This window comes from Coprococcus comes ATCC 27758 (assembly GCF_025149785.1).
In the GTDB taxonomy this organism is placed as follows: domain Bacteria; phylum Bacillota; class Clostridia; order Lachnospirales; family Lachnospiraceae; genus Allocoprococcus; species Allocoprococcus comes.
Window position 1 is genome coordinate 430,814 of record NZ_CP102277.1, and the last position, 20,809, is coordinate 451,622.

General features: G+C 37.1%; 15 protein-coding genes and 2 pseudogenes. 13 read left to right on the forward strand and 4 right to left on the reverse strand.

The features are described 5' to 3' along the window. Nucleotides 1-61: 61 nt before the first annotated feature. The 4 genes and pseudogenes from NQ556_RS02315 to NQ556_RS02330 all read left to right on the forward strand — a co-directional run bounded on the left by NQ556_RS02315 (nt 62) and on the right by NQ556_RS02330 (nt 6,906). Nucleotides 62-1,315, forward strand: a complete 1,254-nt coding sequence (locus NQ556_RS02315) for a PIN domain-containing protein (RefSeq protein ID WP_008369141.1) — start codon at nt 62-64, stop codon at nt 1,313-1,315. A 58-nt stretch (nt 1,316-1,373) separates the two neighbouring features. Continuing rightward, nucleotides 1,374-1,682, forward strand: coding sequence for a hypothetical protein (locus NQ556_RS02320; RefSeq protein WP_147574901.1), 309 nt, complete (start codon nt 1,374-1,376; stop codon nt 1,680-1,682). A 395-nt stretch (nt 1,683-2,077) separates the two neighbouring features. Continuing rightward, nucleotides 2,078-2,530, forward strand: a pseudogene (locus NQ556_RS02325) (DpnII family type II restriction endonuclease); the annotation flags it as partial. Between the two features lie 260 nt (nt 2,531-2,790). Then, on the forward strand, nt 2,791-6,906 hold the full coding sequence (locus NQ556_RS02330) for a hypothetical protein (RefSeq protein WP_195253613.1): 4,116 nt from the start codon (nt 2,791-2,793) through the stop codon (nt 6,904-6,906). A gap of 218 nt (nt 6,907-7,124) precedes the next feature. On the opposite strand, the gene istB is transcribed toward NQ556_RS02330, so the two are convergent. From istB to NQ556_RS02345, 3 genes are all read right to left on the reverse strand, one after another. Then, the gene (gene istB / locus NQ556_RS02335; protein ID WP_008369148.1) at nt 7,125-7,901 is read right to left on the reverse strand and encodes an IS21-like element helper ATPase IstB; all 777 of its coding nucleotides are present in this window, start codon (nt 7,899-7,901) and stop codon (nt 7,125-7,127) included. After that, nucleotides 7,898-9,442, reverse strand: coding sequence for an IS21 family transposase (istA, locus tag NQ556_RS02340; RefSeq protein WP_008369149.1), 1,545 nt, complete (start codon nt 9,440-9,442; stop codon nt 7,898-7,900). The genes istB and istA overlap by 4 nt, the downstream gene beginning before the upstream one ends. Nucleotides 9,443-9,765: 323 nt before the next feature. Then, nucleotides 9,766-11,604, reverse strand: coding sequence for an AIPR family protein (locus tag NQ556_RS02345; protein ID WP_195253344.1), 1,839 nt, complete (start codon nt 11,602-11,604; stop codon nt 9,766-9,768). Between the two features lie 107 nt (nt 11,605-11,711). Here NQ556_RS02345 and NQ556_RS02350 point away from each other — a divergent pair, with 107 nt between their 5' ends. From NQ556_RS02350 to NQ556_RS02375, 6 genes and pseudogenes are all read left to right on the forward strand, one after another. After that, nucleotides 11,712-11,906: an integrase core domain-containing protein gene (locus NQ556_RS02350; RefSeq protein WP_243271137.1), complete on the forward strand. Its 195-nt coding sequence runs from the start codon at nt 11,712-11,714 to the stop codon at nt 11,904-11,906. 987 nt (nt 11,907-12,893) lie between these two features. Continuing rightward, nucleotides 12,894-13,421: pseudogene (locus tag NQ556_RS02355) on the forward strand (replication initiator protein A). Further along, nucleotides 13,421-14,281: an ATP-binding protein gene (locus tag NQ556_RS02360; RefSeq protein ID WP_195196701.1), complete on the forward strand. Its 861-nt coding sequence runs from the start codon at nt 13,421-13,423 to the stop codon at nt 14,279-14,281. Before NQ556_RS02355 ends, NQ556_RS02360 begins: the two are co-directional and overlap by 1 nt. Then, nucleotides 14,233-14,442 (forward strand): MerR family transcriptional regulator, encoded by a 210-nt coding sequence (locus NQ556_RS02365; protein ID WP_195196700.1) that lies wholly within the window; start codon nt 14,233-14,235, stop codon nt 14,440-14,442. The genes NQ556_RS02360 and NQ556_RS02365 overlap by 49 nt, the downstream gene beginning before the upstream one ends. Nucleotides 14,443-14,577: 135 nt before the next feature. Then, nucleotides 14,578-15,777 carry a site-specific integrase gene (locus tag NQ556_RS02370; protein WP_008372436.1) on the forward strand — a complete coding sequence of 400 codons (1,200 nt, stop codon included), beginning with the start codon at nt 14,578-14,580 and terminating at the stop codon, nt 15,775-15,777. A gap of 169 nt (nt 15,778-15,946) precedes the next feature. Next, on the forward strand, nt 15,947-16,408 hold the full coding sequence (locus NQ556_RS02375) for a low molecular weight protein-tyrosine-phosphatase (RefSeq protein ID WP_044999016.1): 462 nt from the start codon (nt 15,947-15,949) through the stop codon (nt 16,406-16,408). A 233-nt stretch (nt 16,409-16,641) separates the two neighbouring features. Here the strand turns inward: NQ556_RS02375 and NQ556_RS02380 are convergent, their stop codons facing one another. Next, entirely contained in the window at nt 16,642-17,499 is an 858-nt protein-coding gene (locus NQ556_RS02380; RefSeq protein WP_008372439.1) for a class I SAM-dependent methyltransferase, read from the reverse strand. 289 nt (nt 17,500-17,788) lie between these two features. Between NQ556_RS02380 and yedF the strand changes: the two genes are divergently transcribed. From yedF to selD, 3 genes are all read left to right on the forward strand, one after another. After that, entirely contained in the window at nt 17,789-18,388 is a 600-nt protein-coding gene (gene yedF, locus NQ556_RS02385) for a sulfurtransferase-like selenium metabolism protein YedF (protein WP_022220213.1), read from the forward strand. A 357-nt stretch (nt 18,389-18,745) separates the two neighbouring features. Beyond that, nucleotides 18,746-19,666, forward strand: coding sequence for a selenium metabolism-associated LysR family transcriptional regulator (locus NQ556_RS02390; RefSeq protein ID WP_008372444.1), 921 nt, complete (start codon nt 18,746-18,748; stop codon nt 19,664-19,666). Between the two features lie 86 nt (nt 19,667-19,752). Beyond that, nucleotides 19,753-20,796 carry a selenide, water dikinase SelD gene (selD, locus tag NQ556_RS02395; RefSeq protein ID WP_082421154.1) on the forward strand — a complete coding sequence of 348 codons (1,044 nt, stop codon included), beginning with the start codon at nt 19,753-19,755 and terminating at the stop codon, nt 20,794-20,796. The last annotated feature ends 13 nt before the right edge of the window (nt 20,797-20,809 follow it).

A 20,809-nucleotide genomic window follows, 5' to 3' on the forward strand; every position in this document is an offset into this window, starting at 1 on the left:
CGGCCCCCAAATAAGCAGGTACTTATGGTATACCGTGTACAAACGAGAAAGGGAAAATATTATGTACTATAAAGTATTCTTGGATACAAATATATATGATGGAGCCAACTATTCATTTCATAATGCTATGTTTTCCTTGCTTCGAAAAATGACTGAGGATGGTGCTCTGCAGTTAAAAATCAACTCTGTGGTTGAAGGTGAAGTGAAAAAACATATTGGTCGAGATGTGAAGGTGGCTGCGAAAAAATTGCTTGAGGCTGTTAAAGATAGAAGCTTATCGTCATTTCGGAATATTCCATCTTTTCAGGATTACCTGATGATTCCAAATCCGAAGGATTGGGTGCAGAAGGCAGAAGAGGAATTTGAAGAATTTCTTATTTCCTGCAACTGTGATAGGATTTCTATCAATGGAATAGATGTTGAAAAAATCATGGAAAACTATTTCAACCAGAAGTGGCCGTTTGAAGCGGCGAAGACTGATGAATTTAAGGATGCCTTCATAGTGGCTTCAATTATCAAAGACATCATCGGTACAGAGGATGTTCTGGGAATAACAGAGGATCAGACTTACTGTGTAATATCGAATGATAAAGGATTCCGTGCAGCTCTGGAGCAGGGGACAGTTGGAATTGAAGATGTTAGGATATTTCCGGGGCTGAAAGAGTTCACAGATTACTTGGCTGAGAAAGATAACTACGCACAACATATCAAAGCATTTATTGAATCTGGAAATGCCGATGATGAGATACAGGAAGCAGTTAAAGAGGCAATTAATTCAGCAGATATTTCTGTTGAAAGTCTTTTCTGGGATATCGAAGAACTGGATATTCTGGATATCGATGAAATAGAGTATACACCGTACATTATTAGTGTGTATGATGAAGGTATCGCTAAAGTTAGCTTTGCGGTGACTTGCAAAGTTACGGTCTACTACAAATATACGGATGAAAATGAGTCATATTATGACAAAGAGGATCAGTGTTATTTGTGGCAGAAAATCGTAGAATTGGAAGAGGAATATACTGTGGCATTTGATATGGTTCTTTCTCTTGATGTAAGTAACTGTAAACCTGAGATGGATGAAGATGATGAAGAAATTCTGTTTGAGGACTACACAGAATCACCATCTTGTATCGAACTGGAGAAAGATCGTTGTATTTCCACAGAAGTGGTATCCGAAACAGATCCATTCTATGAAGATCTAGATGGTGAATACGATTATGCGACAGACGTTTGTCCGGATTGTGGTTCTCCGATTGGAATTGCAAATGATGGTGGAAATGGTTTTTGTATAAACTGTGCGCCAAATCACTAAGCAAAATAATCAGGGGAATACTTCTATCTATCAAAAATTGCATATGAATTATAAAAGTATGAACGCAATGGCAAATAGTTTTTCGATATCAAAAGAGGTTGCGGATAGTTTATCAGCTACAACGTCGCTTGCAGGTAGTTTTGCAGTTACGAAAGCAATTGCAGATAGTTTTGCGTCCACTAAAGTTTTAACTCAAAGTTTTGCAGCATCACAGATGTTAGTAGAGAGCGCTAAGACGGTTGAAATGCTACAGAAGTCCTTTGCAATTCCTAAATGGGAACCTATTAGCCAGGTAGTATCGCTGGAAGGTGAAGAACCAATGGAGGAGTTTGATGAGAAAAAGATTGAAGAAGATGAAGAGGAGTAATGAACCCCCTACCCTTTCTACCGTTAAAAGGTTCAAAAACCCGAGTAGTCTGCCCCCCCTTAACTGACTACCAAGTGACTACTATCGACTACTAGGCTATAATTTGCCACATTTTGCGTGTTTTCCATTAGTCTGCACAGAAGTGTGCAGGTCAGGAAAACTCAAAAAAGTTCGCAAAACTGGACAATTTACGGCATTTCAGGAGGAAAAATACAATGATAAAAATACTTTTCATTTGCCACGGCAATATACTAACCTTGATTAAAAATACTTGAGTTTACAGTGTTTTGGGGATGTTACAGTAGATTTTTACCAACGATTTACCAAAGCTATTTGAGTAGTGGATAAACTACTCAGGATATGTAAAGAGAAGTATTATAATAGAGTCCTAGCAAAGAAAAAATCCGCAATTTAGCGGATTTCAGATGGAAGATTTAGTTGAGAAGTACATACAGGCAGCAGGATTTAAGAAGGATGTAAACTACTTTAAGGAAATGTATCTTAAGGATATCGAGCAAAAGTGGGATATAGATTTATCTGCACTTTCTAATCAAGGCAAAGCTGCTAAAAGATTTGATTTTGTAATTAAGACAGATAATCAGATTTATGGCATTGAAACAAACTTCTATGGTGGCGGAGGTTCAAAACTGAATGAAACTGCCAGAAGTTATAAAATGCTTTCGCAGGAAGCGGATACCATAGATGGATTTACTTTTGTGTGGTTTACCGACGGAATTGGTTGGAAAAGTGCCAAAGGTAATTTGAGAGAGACGTTTGATGTCATGGATGCTATTTATTGTATTGATGATATGGAGAATGGGGTTATGGATGAAGTATTTGTTGATTAAATAATTACCGAATTATTTTACAATATATATATTCGCAATCAACAGATAAAACTATGAAATTGCCGGTTGTTTTTTCTTTGAAGGCAAGTTCGTCAGTATCACTAGTACCAAGGTAGTCATAATTACATAAAAGATTTGAAACAATGGTTTTGAACATTTTTCGAGGATAAATATTCATATGCAAGCATCCTTTCTATATGATAAGATATGAAATAATTTATGCAGATGAAAGAAGAATTATTCAAAAAAGGAGACCAATTATGAGAAAAAAATCGCAAAAGTTTAGTCGTTTTATTGCAAGCGCAAATTGTGTTAATTACAGAAATGATGCAATTATTGTGGAAAAATTTAATGAAAGTGTTAGAAAATATAAACGATTCGCGGATATAAATGCAGCAGGAGACGAAGAGCTTGCGTCGGAAAAATTGAGAGATGCAGGAACAGACTTATATCAATCGTGTGAATGGGCATTAAAAAATTATCTGTATAAAGTTGCAATTACACGTTTTGAAAACGGTGAGATTTCTAATGAAAAAAAGGGGAATGAGATAGATTTTTTAAGTATGAAAGATACTAATTTGTTTAAACTTATAGATGCTTTTAAGTTAAAATCAAAACCGGATTATGTAACATTAGGAATTAATTTAGATACAATTTTGTATGGAGCACAAAAAACCAATAATGGACCCAAACACAATGCAACTGTACCAGATCCCAATACATATAGGAAAGCAGTAGGAGAAATTAGAAAGATTATAAAGAATTATGTCATAGATGCAGATTTAGATTTAATAGAAGATTCTATATATGGTTCACAAAATGTCTGGTATGAATTGTTAGAAGAAACAAATGACTTTTCTGATGCATATCATTATGTGTTAGTAACTAAAACTATCAGCAATATAAATGTTAAAGGATTATTTAGTAGAAAATGGGATTTGGTTATCGATTTTGATTATGATTCTGATGTGACTGGATTGGAAAAAGAATATACAAAAATATGTGGTGTGGTTCCTTGGATTAGAATGTTGACCAAAACGGAAGCAAATAGAAAATTTTCAATATCTAATTTACCCTATTGGATTATGGCAAATGGATGTGCTGATGATCCTGATACTATAATTGATGAAAGTAGGTGGAAGAGTAAGTATGGTCGTTATTTGTCCGATGTATTAGAAAAATTTCATGAAATGTATACAAAACCTGTCAAAGTATTCATATATCCTATTGACAATGAAAAAAATCTAGAAAGGGTTGTTGAAGCATTCGATGATGTATATGAATCGGGTGATGATGCGGATTATTATGTGCTGTCAGCACAGGGGGAGTATAGTCGTATTGATAATGGAAATTTTAGGATTCTTCCACTCAAATTCAAAGAATTTTGTGATAATTTATTGATTCATTATGAAGCGGATAGATTTATTGCAAAATCTTATGAAAATCAATTACCTACTGTAAATAAGGAGATGGTACTTATTTCGGAAGCATTTGCGGCAGAATTAAGAGACTCATTTGAAGTGGTGTATGTAGGTGTAGATAGACAAGAGGAGTATGATGCGACTAAAACTTCGAGAAACTATTTTTATCGCGGAGATATTCCGATTAGCTGGTATGGTTTAAATCATAATTTTGATGTTGTAAGAAAAATTAAAACTTCTATTATTGATAAAATAAAGACGGATATGCAAGATAGAGGTAGATTGTTGAAAAGGGTGTGTTATGAACCAGGTGTAGGAGGAACTACACTTATGAGAAGGATTGCATGGGAATTGAGAGAACAGTATCCTACGATGATATTACAAAAGTATAATGAGCAAACAGCTAAAAATATTCAGAAAGTATATGATATTACACATAATCAGATATTAATTATGGTGGATAATAACGATGTAGAACTTGAAGAAGCTAAGAATTTGCAAGTAGAACTTAAAAAGATGGGATTTTCTTTTGTAATATGTTATTTTGAACGTAAACTGAAAGGAATGCATTCGGAAAGTGGAGCAATATATGATGTGGTACAATCGCTAAATAGGGTAGAAGCCTTAGAAATGAAAAATAAATTGCAATATTATATTGAAGAGCAAGCGATAGAAGATAGATTAAATTCTATAATTGAAAGTATGGAAAAAGAGGAAAAGACTCCTTTTATTATGGCTATGTATACTTTTAACGAAAATTTTGCAGGTATAAAACCATACATATATAATTACTTGGAACATATGAATCCACAAATTAGAAAAATGATATTTGCAGTATCACTTGCTGATTATGGAAATACGGCGATTGATGTTCAGTTTTTTATGGATTTATTTCAAGATGATACAATTGAAGATTTTATTGTTGAGTCAATGCCGGGAGTTAATGAATTAGTAAAAATAGAGAAGAAAAATGGAAAAGATCAGATAAGGATAAGGTATCATTTGTTTGCAAACGAAATATTGAGGCAAATGTCATTGGGAAAAGATGCAAAGGAAATATCGTTCTTAAATTTGGTTGATGATATTCTTGTGTTTATAGAGGATTCTCGAAATGGGAAAATAACAATAAATCAAAATACATTATCGCTTATGCGTAGTTTATTTATTACAAGAAATGCAGATGTAGATGCTGAAAAACCAGTGTTCTCGCCATTGATTGAAAAGTTGAAAGACGAGCATAAGGTGGTTTCTGATGGAAAATATGATGATACTAATGATGCAATTATTAGTATATTCAATAAATTGGTGGAGACATATCCAGAAGAACCACATTTTACAGCACATTTGGCAAGATTTTATTTCTATATTGATAAAAACTATGATAAAGGATTTGCGAATATTGATGCTGCTATTGCATTATCGGAGAGCACTTATGGATATGTAGATCCTTTATTGTACCATATGAAAGCTATGGGATATTCTTCAAGAATTAGTAATAAATATATAAAGGATTTAGTAAGAGCTATAAATGATAATTCTGAAAAAGAAAAAATAAACCTTATAAATCAAATTGAAAATGACGCTCAAGAGGCATTTAAATTGTATGAATTAGTTCGAAAGTCCAATGTTGGTATTGCCGGTCATGTTTCAGAAATTTATATGTGTATCAATGTTGCTAACGCTATAAAACGGGTATTAGAAGAATCAGGGGAAAGTTTTAGCAATTATCTCCTTCAAAGTGATGGTGATTGGGTGATGAAATATGTAGATCGTGCAACGGATTTATGGGAAGAAGTGAAGAAAATAGCACCCGAAACAAACTCTGAAGAATTAGAACAATTAGAGATAAGGATTAAGCAGTTAACAAGTGATTTGGAAGGTACCATATCATTATGGGAAGATTATGTGAATAGTGATACAACGATTGATAAAACGCAGGCTAGAAGAATTTTGGCACATGCATATATTAAACAGATGGAGAATGGAAGCAAAAAAGATGAGCAAGATGTTTTGAAAAAAATTATTAAATTAATGGAAGATAATATGGTTGTAGAGAGTCAGCATACAGGTAATATAAGATTGTGGTTTGATGCTATATGTAAATATAAAGTAGAAAATCAAGAAACGCTTATTATGGATGCGATTAATAAACTCAATAGATGGATTTCATTAACAGATTCAGTAGAGGCACATTATTATAGATTTGTGCTAAAATTTATTCAAGCAATAAATGGTAGTATTCTAGCTGAGTCAGAATTACCCAAGTTGTTAAGAGAACTAAAACAAAAATCCATGAATTTGTATAATAGAACGGTGCCTCAACATTGGCTTGTTAATGAGGGTACTGGCTTGTCAATGCTATATTCAAACTCAAGGAGCAAGAAGAATGCAATTTCAGAAGAAGAAATGGCAAAAAAAATGCGATTGATTGTCGGAAGAATAAGTAACAATTATGTCAATGAAAGCCATGCATATATAAATTATCATGGTACAGAAATATATTTTAATCCATCTGCAACAAAGGGAGAAATAGACAAAAGTAAAATTAATCAGAGAGTTAAATTCGGAATTGGTTTTAGTTACGATGGTCCGCGAGCATATAATAGTTCAATTCAATTGATGGGAAAGGAAGATGTTGAGGAAGTGCGAAATATTGAGACAGGGATGATTATAAAATGTGAAGTGATAAAGAATGTTGCTTTTTTTACGCAAGTGCGACTTGTAGGTTATTCAGAAGAGGTTGGAAGTATACACATAGATGAATTAAGTAATCCTTTTAATAGAAATCATAGACCATCAATAGGAAGTGTTTTTGAGGTGAAGGTACTTAATCAAAAATTTGATAATAAAACCCAAAGAAACATATGGATGTTGACGATGAATGTTTCAGGAAGTAGTGATGAGGAACGAGAAGAAACAGCGATGGCAAAGGCACTAAAAAATATAAAATTGTAAATACATTAAATGAGGAAACCCTAATTCCACTAATGTCATTAACTTAAGAAAATTTATAACAGCCAGCTAACCATTTTGGCTTCTCGTTGAAGCGAGTATTCGGGTAAAAATATGGTGTGGTATGTAGTTTGAATATTACGGTGCGGCAGAGCCGCCAGTCCGGTGTGGCGAGAGCCACCTGTCCGGACTAACGGAGCCACCTCAGTTTGTTTATTAAGTTACTTTGCCATTGCTGGATCCAGTCCATATACTTCTCTCATAGAGAGGTCTTTAGCTGGGTCAACACTTTCAATATCGATTTTATAGGAATCATACGAAATACGATCCATGATAGCATCGGCAAGAGTACTTTCACCATCACAGATTTGCTGGTACCATTCACTTTCACGGAACTGAGAACAAAAGATTGTTGAAGATTTTTTACGTCTTTTATGTATCAGTTCAAAAAGATTTCTGGCTTCAGCTTCGGTCAGTTTAAGAAGCAGCCACTCATCAAGGATCAGTACTATTGGCTTGGTATATTTCTTCAGGACATTCGAGAAAGTTCCATTGTCCCTGGCAGCCTGTAAGTCCAATAATAGATCAGGAAGCCGTACATACCGTACTGAGTAATAGTGCTTGCATGCTTCCATGCCAAAGGCACAGGCCATATAAGTTTTACCACTTCCGGTTGCTCCAGTAATAAAGATGTTCCGGTATTCTGTAATGTATTCACAGGTTGCCAGACGGTTGATTAGTGCTTTGTTCAGCTTTCGTCCAGAATGGTAATCGATCGCTGCGATGCTGGCATCTGGCTGTTCAAACTCAGCCTGGCGGATCAGCCTTTTCAGACGATTGTTTTTACGGTTGCTATACTCGACATCAACAAGCATACCGAAGCGATCTTCGAATGGAACTTCCTTCATTGCAGGATCATCCATCTGGATGCGGAATGCATCTGCCATAGCAGTCAGACGCATTTCAATAAGTTTATCGATTGTACTTTGATTTGTCATGATTGTTTACCTCCATAGTATTTGGCTCCTCTGGTTATGCCGTGTGGTTTTTCTACTTGAGATGATTCTGATTCGGTATCAGGTGCATCCTTTGTTGCAACCAATAGATTTTTGATACTTTTATAGCTGGGTTTACCGGAATAAGAGAGCGCCTTAGCGCAGACCTGTTCCAGCTTTTCTGGCGAATATTTTTCTGCCAGTTTCAGTAATCCCATGCAGCTTCTGTAGGATTGCTGTTCAATCCTGCCGGAGGTAAGTATTGCATCGACAACCTTACTTGTGTTAATTCCAATCGAATCAGCCCACTTACGGAACCGGTCACCGTTCCATTCCAGATATTTCTGGTGTTCCTGCGGCATATGTTCTGTCACTGTAGAATACTGACTGCTTCTTCCATAGAGTCGTCTGTGAGAGGCAATACGATTGTGATTATAAAATATTTCAACCGTTGTATCTGTTATACGCACATCAACTTTATTTTTGATATACTGATAAGGCACGGAGTAGAACATTCTGTCTACTGCGATGTGATAGTTAAACTGGACGGTGGCTTGTTTCCACTCAGCCAGTTCAAAAGGTGTAGCAGGCAACGGAGCCAGTAATGGCATTTCTTCCCCAAGAAATAAACTGAGTCTGCTACATTCCTTTTTCTGGAATTTACGGGCGTTGTAGGCATCCAGTTTTTCACGGATTGAAGCATTCAATTCTGCAAGAGAGAAAAACTGTTCATTGCGAAGGGCTGCTGTTATCCATGTGGATATCTTTCCTACCGATCCCTCTACATTCGGTTTATCTTTGGGTTTCCGGACTCTGGCCGGAAGGATGGCAAGATTGTAATGTTCTGCCATCTCATGATAAGTTGTGTTTAAGGCAGTGTTGTACCAGTCACTCTTTTTATGATTCACTGCGGTTGTGCAGTTATCAGAAACGAGCATAGGTGTGACACCGCCAAAGAAATCAAACATCTGGATATGAGCTTTGATCCAGTTGTCAGTTTTCTCATTCATATATGCTTTTACAAAAGCATACTGACTGTAAGTTAATACACCTACAAATATCCATGCATCTGTTATTTCTCCGGTGTCCGGATCAATGATGTGAGCAGGGTCACCTGCCCAGTCAACTTCAATCTGTTCACCTGGTTTTCTAGGGATATGCATGGTAGCCCTGCGTTTTTCTTCATCCTTCTGGATGTAGTAGCAGAACTGAGAATACATTAGAGGCTCTTCGCTGTTCATGCGGCACTCCTCACAGTATTCTACCCAGAGAAGCTTTTTGTTTACGCCGTTCCGCAGAAGTTCTTTGCGGATGTAGTTAAAGTTTGGCATACGTTTATTCGTTGCCGACTTATCTTTAGGAAACATCAGCTCCTCTAGTGCACTGTCGGTCATGTCAAAATCCAGCGGCCATGAAAGATTGATTTCCGCTGCTTTTTTCAAAACCTTGGCGACTGTGTTTCTGGATACACCGCAACTCTGTGCGATGTTCCTCTCACTGAATCCTAAGCTTTTCAAGCGTAGGATTTCACGATACTTGGTCATAACTTACGACCTCCTTTATCTGTATTCACACCAAGGGTGTGTCTTTACAGTATAAAGGAAATATATGTAATAGAGCCCAATAAGGTGGCTCTGAATTACCGGAATATATGGCTCTCAAAGTCCGGACAGGTGGCTCAGAGAGCCCCGGAATAATCATAGTTGATATGCAACCTATTTTTACACCTTTTGCGGACAGCCTTATACTTTTAGACAAACTTGGATATTGTTGAAAGCGTGTTCTCTGAATATCCGGGATACTGCATGAAAGCAGATCCCGGAATTTTTTTTAGATATATTGTAGAATGTTATTCTTTGTTTAAAGATTATATATCTTCAAGTGATGCATAAATGTTATTAATTTTTTCTTCTATTTCATACCAATCTGTTTTTAAGATTTCATAATAATTCTGATCATTCTTCAAGAAGTTAGTTTCGTTAATTGAATTATCTCCTCTACGAACAGTTTGATAATATCTAAAGCCAGATAAAATTATTACAGTAAAAAGATCAGATAAAGTTTTTTCATAGAGATCTTTGTTCCTAAATAATGATTTTGGCAATAAATAGCTAATCTCACCTAAATCGGAAAATAAATCATACAAATGGTTTTCATAAGATTTATTTTCTGAACAATGTTCAAAAAATTCTCTAAGTTTCTCGGTGTCAAGATTACCATTTTTAAATCGTGTAGCTAATGCAACAAATGCGATACATATGGTTCTCGCATTATGTGCAAAAGCTATAGGGGATATAATGTCCTTTTCATGTTGTTTATCAAATTCTTTAACATATTTTTTCCTGAAAAAATAATCTATGTATAGAAGTTCCTTTACAATGGAAGCTATTTGACCTTGGTTTTTATCAAATACTGGTGCGTAAAATCTTTCTTCATATAATGATGAAGGCTTACTTCTACTTGAGGCAGGTAATTGAAAGACTCCCGCTAGGCATAATTTTCCAACTTGAGCAAGATCTGTATTACAATAATCTTCTCTGAAATCTTTAGGAACACTTTCACCGCGTTTAGTCTGATAGAAAATGCCTACCTCTCGCATAGAATTGCAAAATCGAATTTGTTCTGATGCGTTAGCTTTTAAATCAATTTTTTTGATTGGTTTTTGTGAATTTGTAGCTTTAGCGATTTCCAAAATAAAATCATTTTTTTCATCAGTATTTTCTCCCATTGCGCGGATAATTTTACATGGTAGAAAAAGATCTTTCTCTTTTGTTATTTCTTTATTTTTGTGAATTAATGTTGTGGTTTGACCACCATTTACAATAGAAAAATCTTTTAAATGTACGATTTTTCCGTCTACTCTAAAATCGTCGCATACGATGGTGATACCATTATTTCTAAACCAAAATTGGTCCGGATCATGTTCTATTGTGTCGTTTATAGATTTATCAATATCCCTTTTTTTAATATAATAACGAAGATTTCTGGATAATAAATTAGTGCTATGGAGTGCATATAATTCCTTAATAGAAAATGCAGACACATTGACAATAACGGCATCTTCACCATATTCTAAAGCATTATTAGCTGCATCGATTTTGATTATACCGCCTTCTACAGATGGTCTCCTTGATTCTAATTCTTTTATTTCTTCGATAATATCATCTACATATAGAAGAGAAACTTCAAATTTATCATTGTCTTGAAATTGTTCTTTTACAATTTTTTCGATACGATCAGTTCTTATTCTGTTTTTCTTAGCACTAGTATAAAAAACAAATCTAATTTTTGATTCATCACCAATTTCAGCGTTTAATGATAAAAAACGTCTTTGTACGGTAGCGTTTACGTTTTGATATTCACCTTGTTCCATATCCTTATAAAAAAGTATTATTTTCTGTATTGCGTCTCTTACATTGTCATATGTAATAGTTTTATAATATTTCGATTGAACAAGGATAAGATTATCTGCTTCTGAATTGGGATCAAGTAATAATGCATCAACCCCACCATCATATTGACCATCAACGATAACTTCAGAAATGGTTTGTTCTGTAAAATCTAAAGCAGGATTTTTGTAATAATTAGCCCTGACACAAAGAGCAGTAAAAACATATTCATCTGTTTTATCCCTTAATAGAGGATAATCTCTTTTCATAGCAGCTATTTTTTCTTGAAGATAGACATAAGCTTCAGTTGTTGACATGACAAAATTCCCCCAATTTTGACTTTTCTTTTATTGTATCATACTGGTATATCTAGATCAAGAAATGGTAAATTATAGATGGAAAAAGCCGTTGGGCTGACAACATCATGATTGAGCGATGGTTCCGCAGCTTCAAGTATGAAGAAGCTTATCTGACGCTGTATAACAACATCAAGGAAGCCAGAGCTGCTATTGGACGATATGTCCACACCTATAACTTTGAAAGATGCCATTCTGCCCTTGATTACAAAACACCGGCTGAATGCTACTGCCCGGCAATGCTTTTGCCGTATGCAGCTTAATGCATATATGGATCTGGGGAGTGTTCCATTATCCGCCCCATGTTCCTTGTTACTTATCAACCATATCAGTTCATTATAAAAATCTAAGCATTTTATAATGAACTGATATATGTAACTGGGCAGGGGAGAAACTCCCCCCTTAAAATAGTATGGGATTTGGTGTAACTGGAAGTTCGAAGAGAGAAAGGCCTCGCGAAGGTTCCATACAATTCGAAAACAGGAAAAAATATAATCGTACAGTTTGAACGAAAAAAGTCTCATGATCATGAGCGAAAAAGAAAGTATAATTTATTAGGCGATAGAATGGCATATGTGAATTGAATGACTGATAATTCTGATGTCGAAAGAAAAATGATGCAATGATACTATGGATAAATACCGTGTCAGCCATAAAATCAATTCTACGTTAAAAACATACCGTCTAGACAGCTATTTTTTAAGCTATCATTTGAAAGACATATATAATATATAGGCTCAAATGGTGAAAGTGCCCATTTGGGCCTATTATTGTATGAATTCATGTGTACAACCAGAGCAAGATCCACCCGTGTATTACAGTATTGTCATTTTGACAATTTTGTATTACTTACGAGTAGCAGACTTGATGGAGATAACGTCCCCATACCCACGTGAAAATATAATTGCCGGCAATTACATTTTAGCAGATATGCAAGCATATCTGGATAAGAATTACAGACAACAAAATAATGAAATTTGATAAGGCATTCACTTGGAATAGGTGAGTGTTTTTTGTTTTCAAATATTTAATTAATCGAAAAAAATAAAAAAAGTTTTCCTCAGGGGGCTGTAAAAATGCCTCTCAGCGTTTCGTTTTATGTAAGGGTATTTTTGACAGGAAAAAATAAAAATTTTCATCAAGAGCCTGTATTTATGCCCTTCATCTTTTGAATATGTGTAAGGACATTTTTGAGCCGGCAGAAAAATGTTTTTTACAACAATTAGAAATAGAAACGAGGCGAGAAAAGAATGCAATATGAATACATGAAGGAGTCAGAGCAGATGCTTCAGTACTTCCAGTTTCCGAAGTTTTTGCTAAAGCTGCGCATTTCTCAAACTGCAAAATTTCTTTATATGGTTTTGTATGACCGGGCGCGGATATCGAGAAAGAATAGCTGGATAGATAAGTATGGAAATGTTTATCTGATTTTTCCGATAGAGGAATTGTCTGTTCAAATCGACAAATGCAAATCTTCTGTAAAAACAGCATTGAAGGAATTAGATGATGAGGGAGTATTGGTTCGTAGATCCGGTGGATTTTCAAAACCCAATCATTTATATGTAAAAATTCCATCTGATGAGATAGGTTTACAGCCGGTTGACGATAAGGCGGTTGAAAAGATGGTTACAACAGAGTCGGAAAAGTAACCTTCATCTGGTCGTAAAAATGGCTGTACAGGAGTCGGAAATGTGGCACCTAGTAAAGTAACTGAGAAATATAAAAGTAATAAATATCATGAAGTAAATTATTGCTATGGGGAAGGAGAGAGTTTGTGATGAGAGAAGAAGATACCGTATGTGTAGGCAGTGATGGTTTGCAATATTGCAAAGTCTGTGGGGAAGCGAAAGAAGCATTTTTTCCTAAGGGTGACTTTATGGGGATGAAGAAACATTCCAGGCAATGTGCTTGTGACAGAAAAGCGTATGAAGAAGAACAAAAATATTTTAAAGACAAAGAGCACCGGGAATTAGTCAGCAGAAATACGAGCATCTGTTTTGACGAGAGCAGAATGGAAGAGTGGACATTTGAGAATGCAGATATGTCAGATGCGGTAATGCATAAGGCAAAAAAATATGTTGATAACTGGGAGAAAATGAAAAGAAACCATATAGGTTGTTTGTTCTGGGGACCGGTTGGGACTGGGAAAAGTTATGTTGCCGGGTGTATTGCCAATGATCTTCTTAAACGAGAAGTAACGGTAAAGATGACAAATTTCAATACCATTATTGATGATATATTTCCGCTGGCAGACAAAACGGAATATATCAATGCATTGGCTTCGTATCAGCTTTTGATTATTGATGATCTTGGAGTGGAACGAAATTCAGAATATGCATTAGGAATTATTTTCAGTGTCATAGATCGTAGGATCCGTTCAGGACGACCATTGATCATTACGACTAATCTTCCACTGGAAGAAATAAAAAGCGAGACCATGTTGGATAAGAGGCGTATCTATGACCGTATTTTAGAAATGTGTACGCCAATGTATGTTGGAGGTACAAGTAAACGAGAAGCGATTGCAAGTATGAAAATGGAGAAAGCGAAAACCTTGTTGAATACCAACAGAGGGGAGGAGAAATGCGAATGGATCATACAGAAAAAACAATACCTGTTTGGAAGAAATATTCTTTAAATGTTTCCGAAGCAGCTGAATATTACGGAATCGGAGAAAAGAGATTAAGACAGATTGCAGGTGAAAATGAAGGAGCAGATTTTATTTTGGAAGTTGGTTCGCACATCCGATTCAAAAGAAAATTATTTGAAGATTATCTGGATACAGCCAGCACAGTTTAAGTGACAGAATAGAAAAAATAGTAATGAAAATAATGTTCATTTTATCTTAGCGAAGGGAAGGTCTTGTGGTATAATGAATAAACCGAGACGGTCTTCCAAGTTAAATGAACATTTGATGAAGGAGACTAAAAGATTATGAGTGAAAAAAGGAGAGATCATAGAGGACGTATATTACACAATGGAGAAATACAGTTATCTGATGGCAGATATCGATTTAAGTATGTCGATGAGATGGGAAAGGAGCGCTGCGTATATAGCTGGCGCTTAGACCATAACGATGCAACTCCGAAAGGAAAGCGCCGTACTTTGTCGCTTCGGGAGATGGAGAAGAAAATCCAGGCGGACCATTTCGAGCAGATTGCAACAAATGGCGGAAATATGACGGTACTGGAATTGGTTGAAAAGTATACATCAACAAAAACCGGTGTCAGACCTACTACAGTTGCAGGATACGGAACAGTTATCAATTTATTGAAGAAAGATCCATTTGGAAAAAGAAGGATTGATACGGTTCGGATTTCGGATGCAAAATGTTGGCTGATACATCTTCAGCAGGTAGAAAAGAAAAGCTATAGTTCCATCCATTCGATCCGAGGCGTTCTTCGTCCGGTATTTCAGTTGGCGGTGGATGATGACCTGATCAGGAAAAATCCATTTCAGTTTCAGCTAATGGAAGTGGTCGTGAATGACAGTGTGACAAGAGAGGCAATCAGCAGAGCGGAGGAGCGTAAGTTTTTACAATTTGTAAAGGATGATGCACATTTCAGTAAATACTATGAAGGTATTTATATATTGTTTAAGACGGGGCTTCGCATCTCAGAATTCTGCGGGCTGACGATTTCTGATATTGATTTCAAGGAGCATACGATCAACATCGATCATCAATTGCAGAAAAAATCAAAAATCGGATATTATATTCAAGAGACTAAAACAACCAGCGGAACGAGAAAGATACCTATGACTGCAGATGTAGAGGAATGTTTTCGGAAAATAATAGAAAAACGAAACCCGCCCAAAGCAGAGCCTATGGTAGATGGAAAAAGTGGATTCTTACACTTTGATAAAAATGAAAGTATCTGCTATTCCCTGCACTGGGAGCATTATTTCCAACATATCGTTCAGAAGTATAATAATACTTATAAAGTACAGATGCCTGTCATTACACCGCATGTATGTCGGCATACCTATTGCTCAAATATGGCAAAATCCGGAATGAATCCAAAAGCATTGCAATATTTGATGGGCCACTCAGACATCAGCGTAACGCTGAATACATATACGCACGTAAATCTTGAGGATGCCAGGGAAGAAGTTGCCCGGATTCAGGTTGTGTAATTACGATTTTTAATTGAAAATAGCAAGGTGTAAAATAGAAAAACATACACCTTATTTTACACCTTTTGCGGACGATATTATGCGAAAATAAACCAGGTTATGCCAGAAAAGAAAAATTCACAAAGGCTTACAAAGCCCGAAAAACTAAGAAATGCGAGGTTATGCAACAATGATAAAAGTACTATTCATCTGCCACGGCAATATCTGCCGCTCCACCATGGCAGAATACGTTATGAAACATTTAGTTAAACAATCCGGCATAGAGTCCGATTTCTTCATCGATTCCGCCGGTACAAGCAACGAAGAACATGGAAACCCAGTTCACCACGGCACACAAAAGAAGCTCCGCAAGGAAGGAATCCCGTGTGGCAATCACCGTGCACGCAAGATGCGTAGAGAAGAATATGTCGCATTCGACTACATCATCTGCATGGAGCGATATAATATACAGAACATTATGAGAATCATCGGAAATGACCCGGAGCACAAGGTACAGAGACTTCTGGATTACACAAATCGTCCGAGAGACATTGCAGATCCATGGTATACAGGAAATTTTGATGAGACATTTGATGATGTGATGGAAGGTTGCCAGGCGTTTCTTAGCTATCTGATGGAGCATCTGCAATAAATTTTCAGATGGGAGACCCAAAGGAGAATGGAAAATAAAAAAGAGAAGTAATCTGAGTTTAGAAAAGGATTTTCTTTAAAGCACAAGCTTTGTAGCAGGAGGAATCCATTTCATACCGGATCACTTCTCTTTTATTTTAGATCTTTTATGATTGCACAAATTGAGATTCTGCTATTCGGAAAAACGTTGTATTATTGAGAAGCCACAAACGTATCAACCAAAAATCCGCAATCTTATCTCTCCCATCGTCCACTGGCTCCACAAGGAAGTACCAGCCCATTTGAAGATACTGGAAGTCCAATCTCTTGTGAATCCACATGCCCACCGTATTTCTTAAGCTCAGTCGCGATCATATAAGTCAGTACTGCTGGGGCAAGTCCTGTCGTATAAGAATTGATCAGGAAGAACAGTGGATCATCGGATAAAATCTTCGTACAGAGTTTTACCAGTGGATGAATTGCGTCTTCAATCTTCCAGATCTCGCCCTTTGGTCCACGACCGTAGGAAGGTGGATCCATGATGATTGCATCGTAATGATTACCGCGGCGGATTTCGCGCTCTACGAATTTGACACAGTCATCAACCAGCCAGCGGATCGGTGCGTCGCCGAGTCCGGAAGAAACAGCATTTTCTTTTGCCCATGTAACCATTCCCTTGGAAGCGTCTACATGAGTTACGTGTGCGCCGGCAGCAGCTGCTGCAAGTGTTGCACCACCGGTATAGGCGAATAAGTTCAGTACTTTTACCGGGCGCCCGGCATTGCGAATCTTTTCAGAGAACCAGTCCCAGTTGGTTGCCTGTTCCGGGAAAAGTCCGGTATGTTTAAAATTAAACGGTTTTAAGTTAAAGGTAAGATTCTTATAACTGATTTGCCACTGTTCCGGGAGATCGAAGAATTCCCATTCACCGCCGCCTTTTTTACTGCGGTGATAGTGTGCGTTCGGATGTTTCCAGCGTTTGTCTGTGCGAGGTGTATCCCAGATCACCTGCGGATCCGGACGAACCAGGATGTACTGCCCCCAGCGTTCCAGCTTTTCTCCGTCTGAGGAGTCAATTACTTCATAATCTTTCCAACCATCTGCTAACCACATATATTATTAAATCCTTTCTGAAGTGCTTTTTGATAAATTTCCAGTTTTCTATAGTCTTGTTCAATGCATATTTATAGACATACTGTTTTACTTTTCTATTTTATTATAGAAGAAAGGATACTGCAAGAAGCGAATGTAAAATATCGCAATAATATACAAAAAGCTATCGCGATAACAAATGGTTTTTGGTAAAAATAACGGGACTATCTGTTTACATAAGGGACGAAGGGTGATAGAATGTATCTATAAGTGAAATGATTCACGTAAAAGAAAGGTGGAAATGAATATTATGGTAACAGTTAATGCAATGGGAGACAACTGCCCGATTCCGGTAATCAAAACAAAAAAAGCAATGCAGGCTCTTACAGGACCGGAGACAATTGAAGTATTAGTAGATAATGAGATTGCTGTACAGAATGTTACAAAGCTGGCAAAAGAACAGGGCGGAGAAGTAAGCTCTGAAAAGCTTGGAGAAAAAGAATACAAAGTAACGATCAAGATGCAGGGAGTACCGGCAGCAGATGCAGAAGTTGTATGTACACCGGATCAGAAGGGAGACCTTATCGTAGTGGTATCTTCTGACCGCATGGGAACAGGTAATGATGAACTTGGTAAAGTCCTGATTAAGGGATTTATTTATGCAGTTACACAGCTTGATACACTTCCGAAGAAGATGCTTTTCTACAATGGAGGCGCTACTCTTACAACAGAAGGATCAGATTCCATTGAAGATCTGAAGTCTCTGGAGGCACAGGGAGTAGAGATTCTTACATGTGGTACATGTCTTGACTACTATCATTTAAAAGACAAACTTGTTGTTGGTGGCGTAACCAATATGTACAGTATTGTTGAATCTATGGCTGAAGCAGGAAAGATCATCAGACCATAGTTTGAGAACTATATAACAAAGAAGTTCGTATAACGGACAGAGAATATTTAAGAAAAGTTGAGAAATTAAGTATGAATAAAGATATCAGAGAGACACAGTGTATAAGGACATCATGTTGAGGCGTCAAAGCAGGTCGAAGGACCCTTGTTCAGGCTCTGGACAAGTTGTTAAAAACTGAAGATGGTAACCTCCTGGATAAAATGAATTTGTTTGTTCGGGCAGATGCACTTTGCTCTCTGGTATTTGATATCGGATGGTAGAAGATAGATGTGGCTGCGCAATTTGATCAAAGGAAATAACGGAATCCGGTGAGGGTGTATTTATACGAATTTGATCGAATAGAAAGAGGGAATAATTATGAACTTAAAGCAGCTGGAAGCATTTATTAAAGTATCCGATTCAAAGAGCTTTTCAAAAGCAGCACAGGAACTGTATCTGACACAGCCAACAGTAAGTGCGCATATACAGACACTTGAAAAAGAACTGAAAGTGAGATTGTTTGTGCGTAATACCAAGACTGTCAAATTATCTGAGGACGGAAAGACACTTTATCAGTATGCACGTCAGATGATCGAACTGGAACAGGAAATCCAGTCAATGTTTTCAAAAGCAGCAGAGCAGAAAGAAAGATGTATTACGATCGCAACCTCTACGATACCGGCGCAGTATATTCTGCCGGATATTCTGGTGAAATTCCGAGAGAGATTTCCGGAAGAACAGTTCAGAATCGTGGAAAGTGACAGCAGTACTGTCATTGAACAGGTAGCATCGCATCTGGTTGATATTGGATTTTCCGGTACAGTAATCGAAAAAGCAAATTGTAAATACATACCGTTTTACCAGGATGATCTGGTTGTTATTATGCCGAATACGAAAGAATATCAGAAAATCGTAAAAGAGCAGAAGGATTTAAAATGGCTGGAAGGAGAACCTCTGATTATGCGTGAGGAGGGATCCGGTACCAGAAAAGAAGCAGAGAAGCAATTAAAAAAGATGGGAATCTCTTTGGATGATCTAAATATTGTTGCGACAATTGAGAATCCGGAAGCGATCAAGAGATCTGTTAAAAGTGGTCTTGGCATTACAATTATTTCAAGACTTGCGGCCGCAGATGAGATCCAGGCAGGAGAAGTTCTGGAATTCCCGTTTTCACAGGATGGCAGCGGTCGAAACCTGAATCTTGTATATAATAAAAACTACAAACTTCCGGCAGCGGCTGAACATGTGAGAGAATTGATTATAGAAAAGTATGAATTGCAAAAGCAGTCTTTACAATAGAAAGTATGAATGATAGAATTTATCTATGTGCGCATTTTTTGCGGCAGGTAACATGTTAAATGCAAAGTATAAGTTGGGGATAAACAATGAATAAAGAAAAAGTAAGACTGACACAGTATGCAAAAACTTCCGGGTGAGCCGCTAAAGTAGGTCCGGAGACCCTTGCCCAGGTTCTGGGTAAGTTACCGAAATTTGAAGATGAAAATTTGATCGTCGGAATCGAGACATCAGATGATGCTGCGATTTATAAGGTTACAGATGATATTGCGATGATCCAGACCGTGGATTTTTTTACGCCGATCGTGGATGATCCGTATATGTTTGGCCAGATTGCAGCAGCAAACTCGCTCAGTGATGTTTACGCAATGGGAGGAGAGCCGAAGGTAGCACTTAATATCGTAGGATTTCCGAATTGTCTTGATCCACAGATCTTAGGAGATATTCTTGCCGGTGGAGCCGATAAGGTAAAAGAGGCAGGAGCTGTTCTGGTTGGTGGACATACAGTACAGGATGATGAGCCGAAGTATGGACTTTGTGTGTCCGGATTTGTACATCCAAAGAAGATTTTTAAGAATTACGGATGTAAACCGGGGGATGTGCTGATCCTTACCAAACAGGTCGGAACAGGAATTGTTAATACAGCAATCAAAGGAGAAATGGCATCTGCAGCCGCAATCAGGGAAGCTGAGATTGTCATGTCTTCTTTAAATAAAAAAGCAAAAGAAGTTGTGGAGCATTTCCCTGTAAATGCATGTACAGATATTACAGGATTTGGTCTTTTAGGTCACTGCGTTGAAATGGCAGAGGCAAGTAATGTGACATTTGAACTGAATGTTCACGATATTGCATATCTTGATGAAGCAATCAGCTATGCAAAAATGGGCCTTGTTCCGGCGGGGGCTTACAAGAACAAGGGATATTCTTATCAGAAAGTAGATTTCAGAAATGTAGAAGATCATTTTATCGATCTGTTATATGATCCGCAGACATCAGGTGGACTGCTCATCAGCGTGGAAGCGCAGTATGCGGAAGCCGTGATGGAAGCATTCGAGAAGAAGAGACTGGATACCAAGGTATCCCTGATCGGAACCGTAACAGAAAAGAGCGATAAACTGATTCGTCTGCACTAGGAATTCAAAGAGG

Coding starts and splice junctions, on each gene's coding strand:
- NQ556_RS02350 (WP_243271137.1), top strand. CDS start 11,712: ATGATTGAGCGATGGTTCCGCAGCTTCAAGTATGAAGAAGCTTATCTG.
- NQ556_RS02375 (WP_044999016.1), top strand. CDS start 15,947: ATGATAAAAGTACTATTCATCTGCCACGGCAATATCTGCCGCTCCACC.
- NQ556_RS02360 (WP_195196701.1), top strand. CDS start 13,421: ATGAGAGAAGAAGATACCGTATGTGTAGGCAGTGATGGTTTGCAATAT.
- istA (WP_008369149.1), bottom strand. CDS start 9,442: ATGACCAAGTATCGTGAAATCCTACGCTTGAAAAGCTTAGGATTCAGT.
- NQ556_RS02365 (WP_195196700.1), top strand. CDS start 14,233: ATGGATCATACAGAAAAAACAATACCTGTTTGGAAGAAATATTCTTTA.
- NQ556_RS02330 (WP_195253613.1), top strand. CDS start 2,791: ATGAGAAAAAAATCGCAAAAGTTTAGTCGTTTTATTGCAAGCGCAAAT.
- NQ556_RS02345 (WP_195253344.1), bottom strand. CDS start 11,604: ATGTCAACAACTGAAGCTTATGTCTATCTTCAAGAAAAAATAGCTGCT.
- NQ556_RS02315 (WP_008369141.1), top strand. CDS start 62: ATGTACTATAAAGTATTCTTGGATACAAATATATATGATGGAGCCAAC.
- NQ556_RS02370 (WP_008372436.1), top strand. CDS start 14,578: ATGAGTGAAAAAAGGAGAGATCATAGAGGACGTATATTACACAATGGA.
- NQ556_RS02380 (WP_008372439.1), bottom strand. CDS start 17,499: ATGTGGTTAGCAGATGGTTGGAAAGATTATGAAGTAATTGACTCCTCA.
- yedF (WP_022220213.1), top strand. CDS start 17,789: ATGGTAACAGTTAATGCAATGGGAGACAACTGCCCGATTCCGGTAATC.
- istB (WP_008369148.1), bottom strand. CDS start 7,901: ATGACAAATCAAAGTACAATCGATAAACTTATTGAAATGCGTCTGACT.
- NQ556_RS02390 (WP_008372444.1), top strand. CDS start 18,746: ATGAACTTAAAGCAGCTGGAAGCATTTATTAAAGTATCCGATTCAAAG.
- NQ556_RS02320 (WP_147574901.1), top strand. CDS start 1,374: ATGAACGCAATGGCAAATAGTTTTTCGATATCAAAAGAGGTTGCGGAT.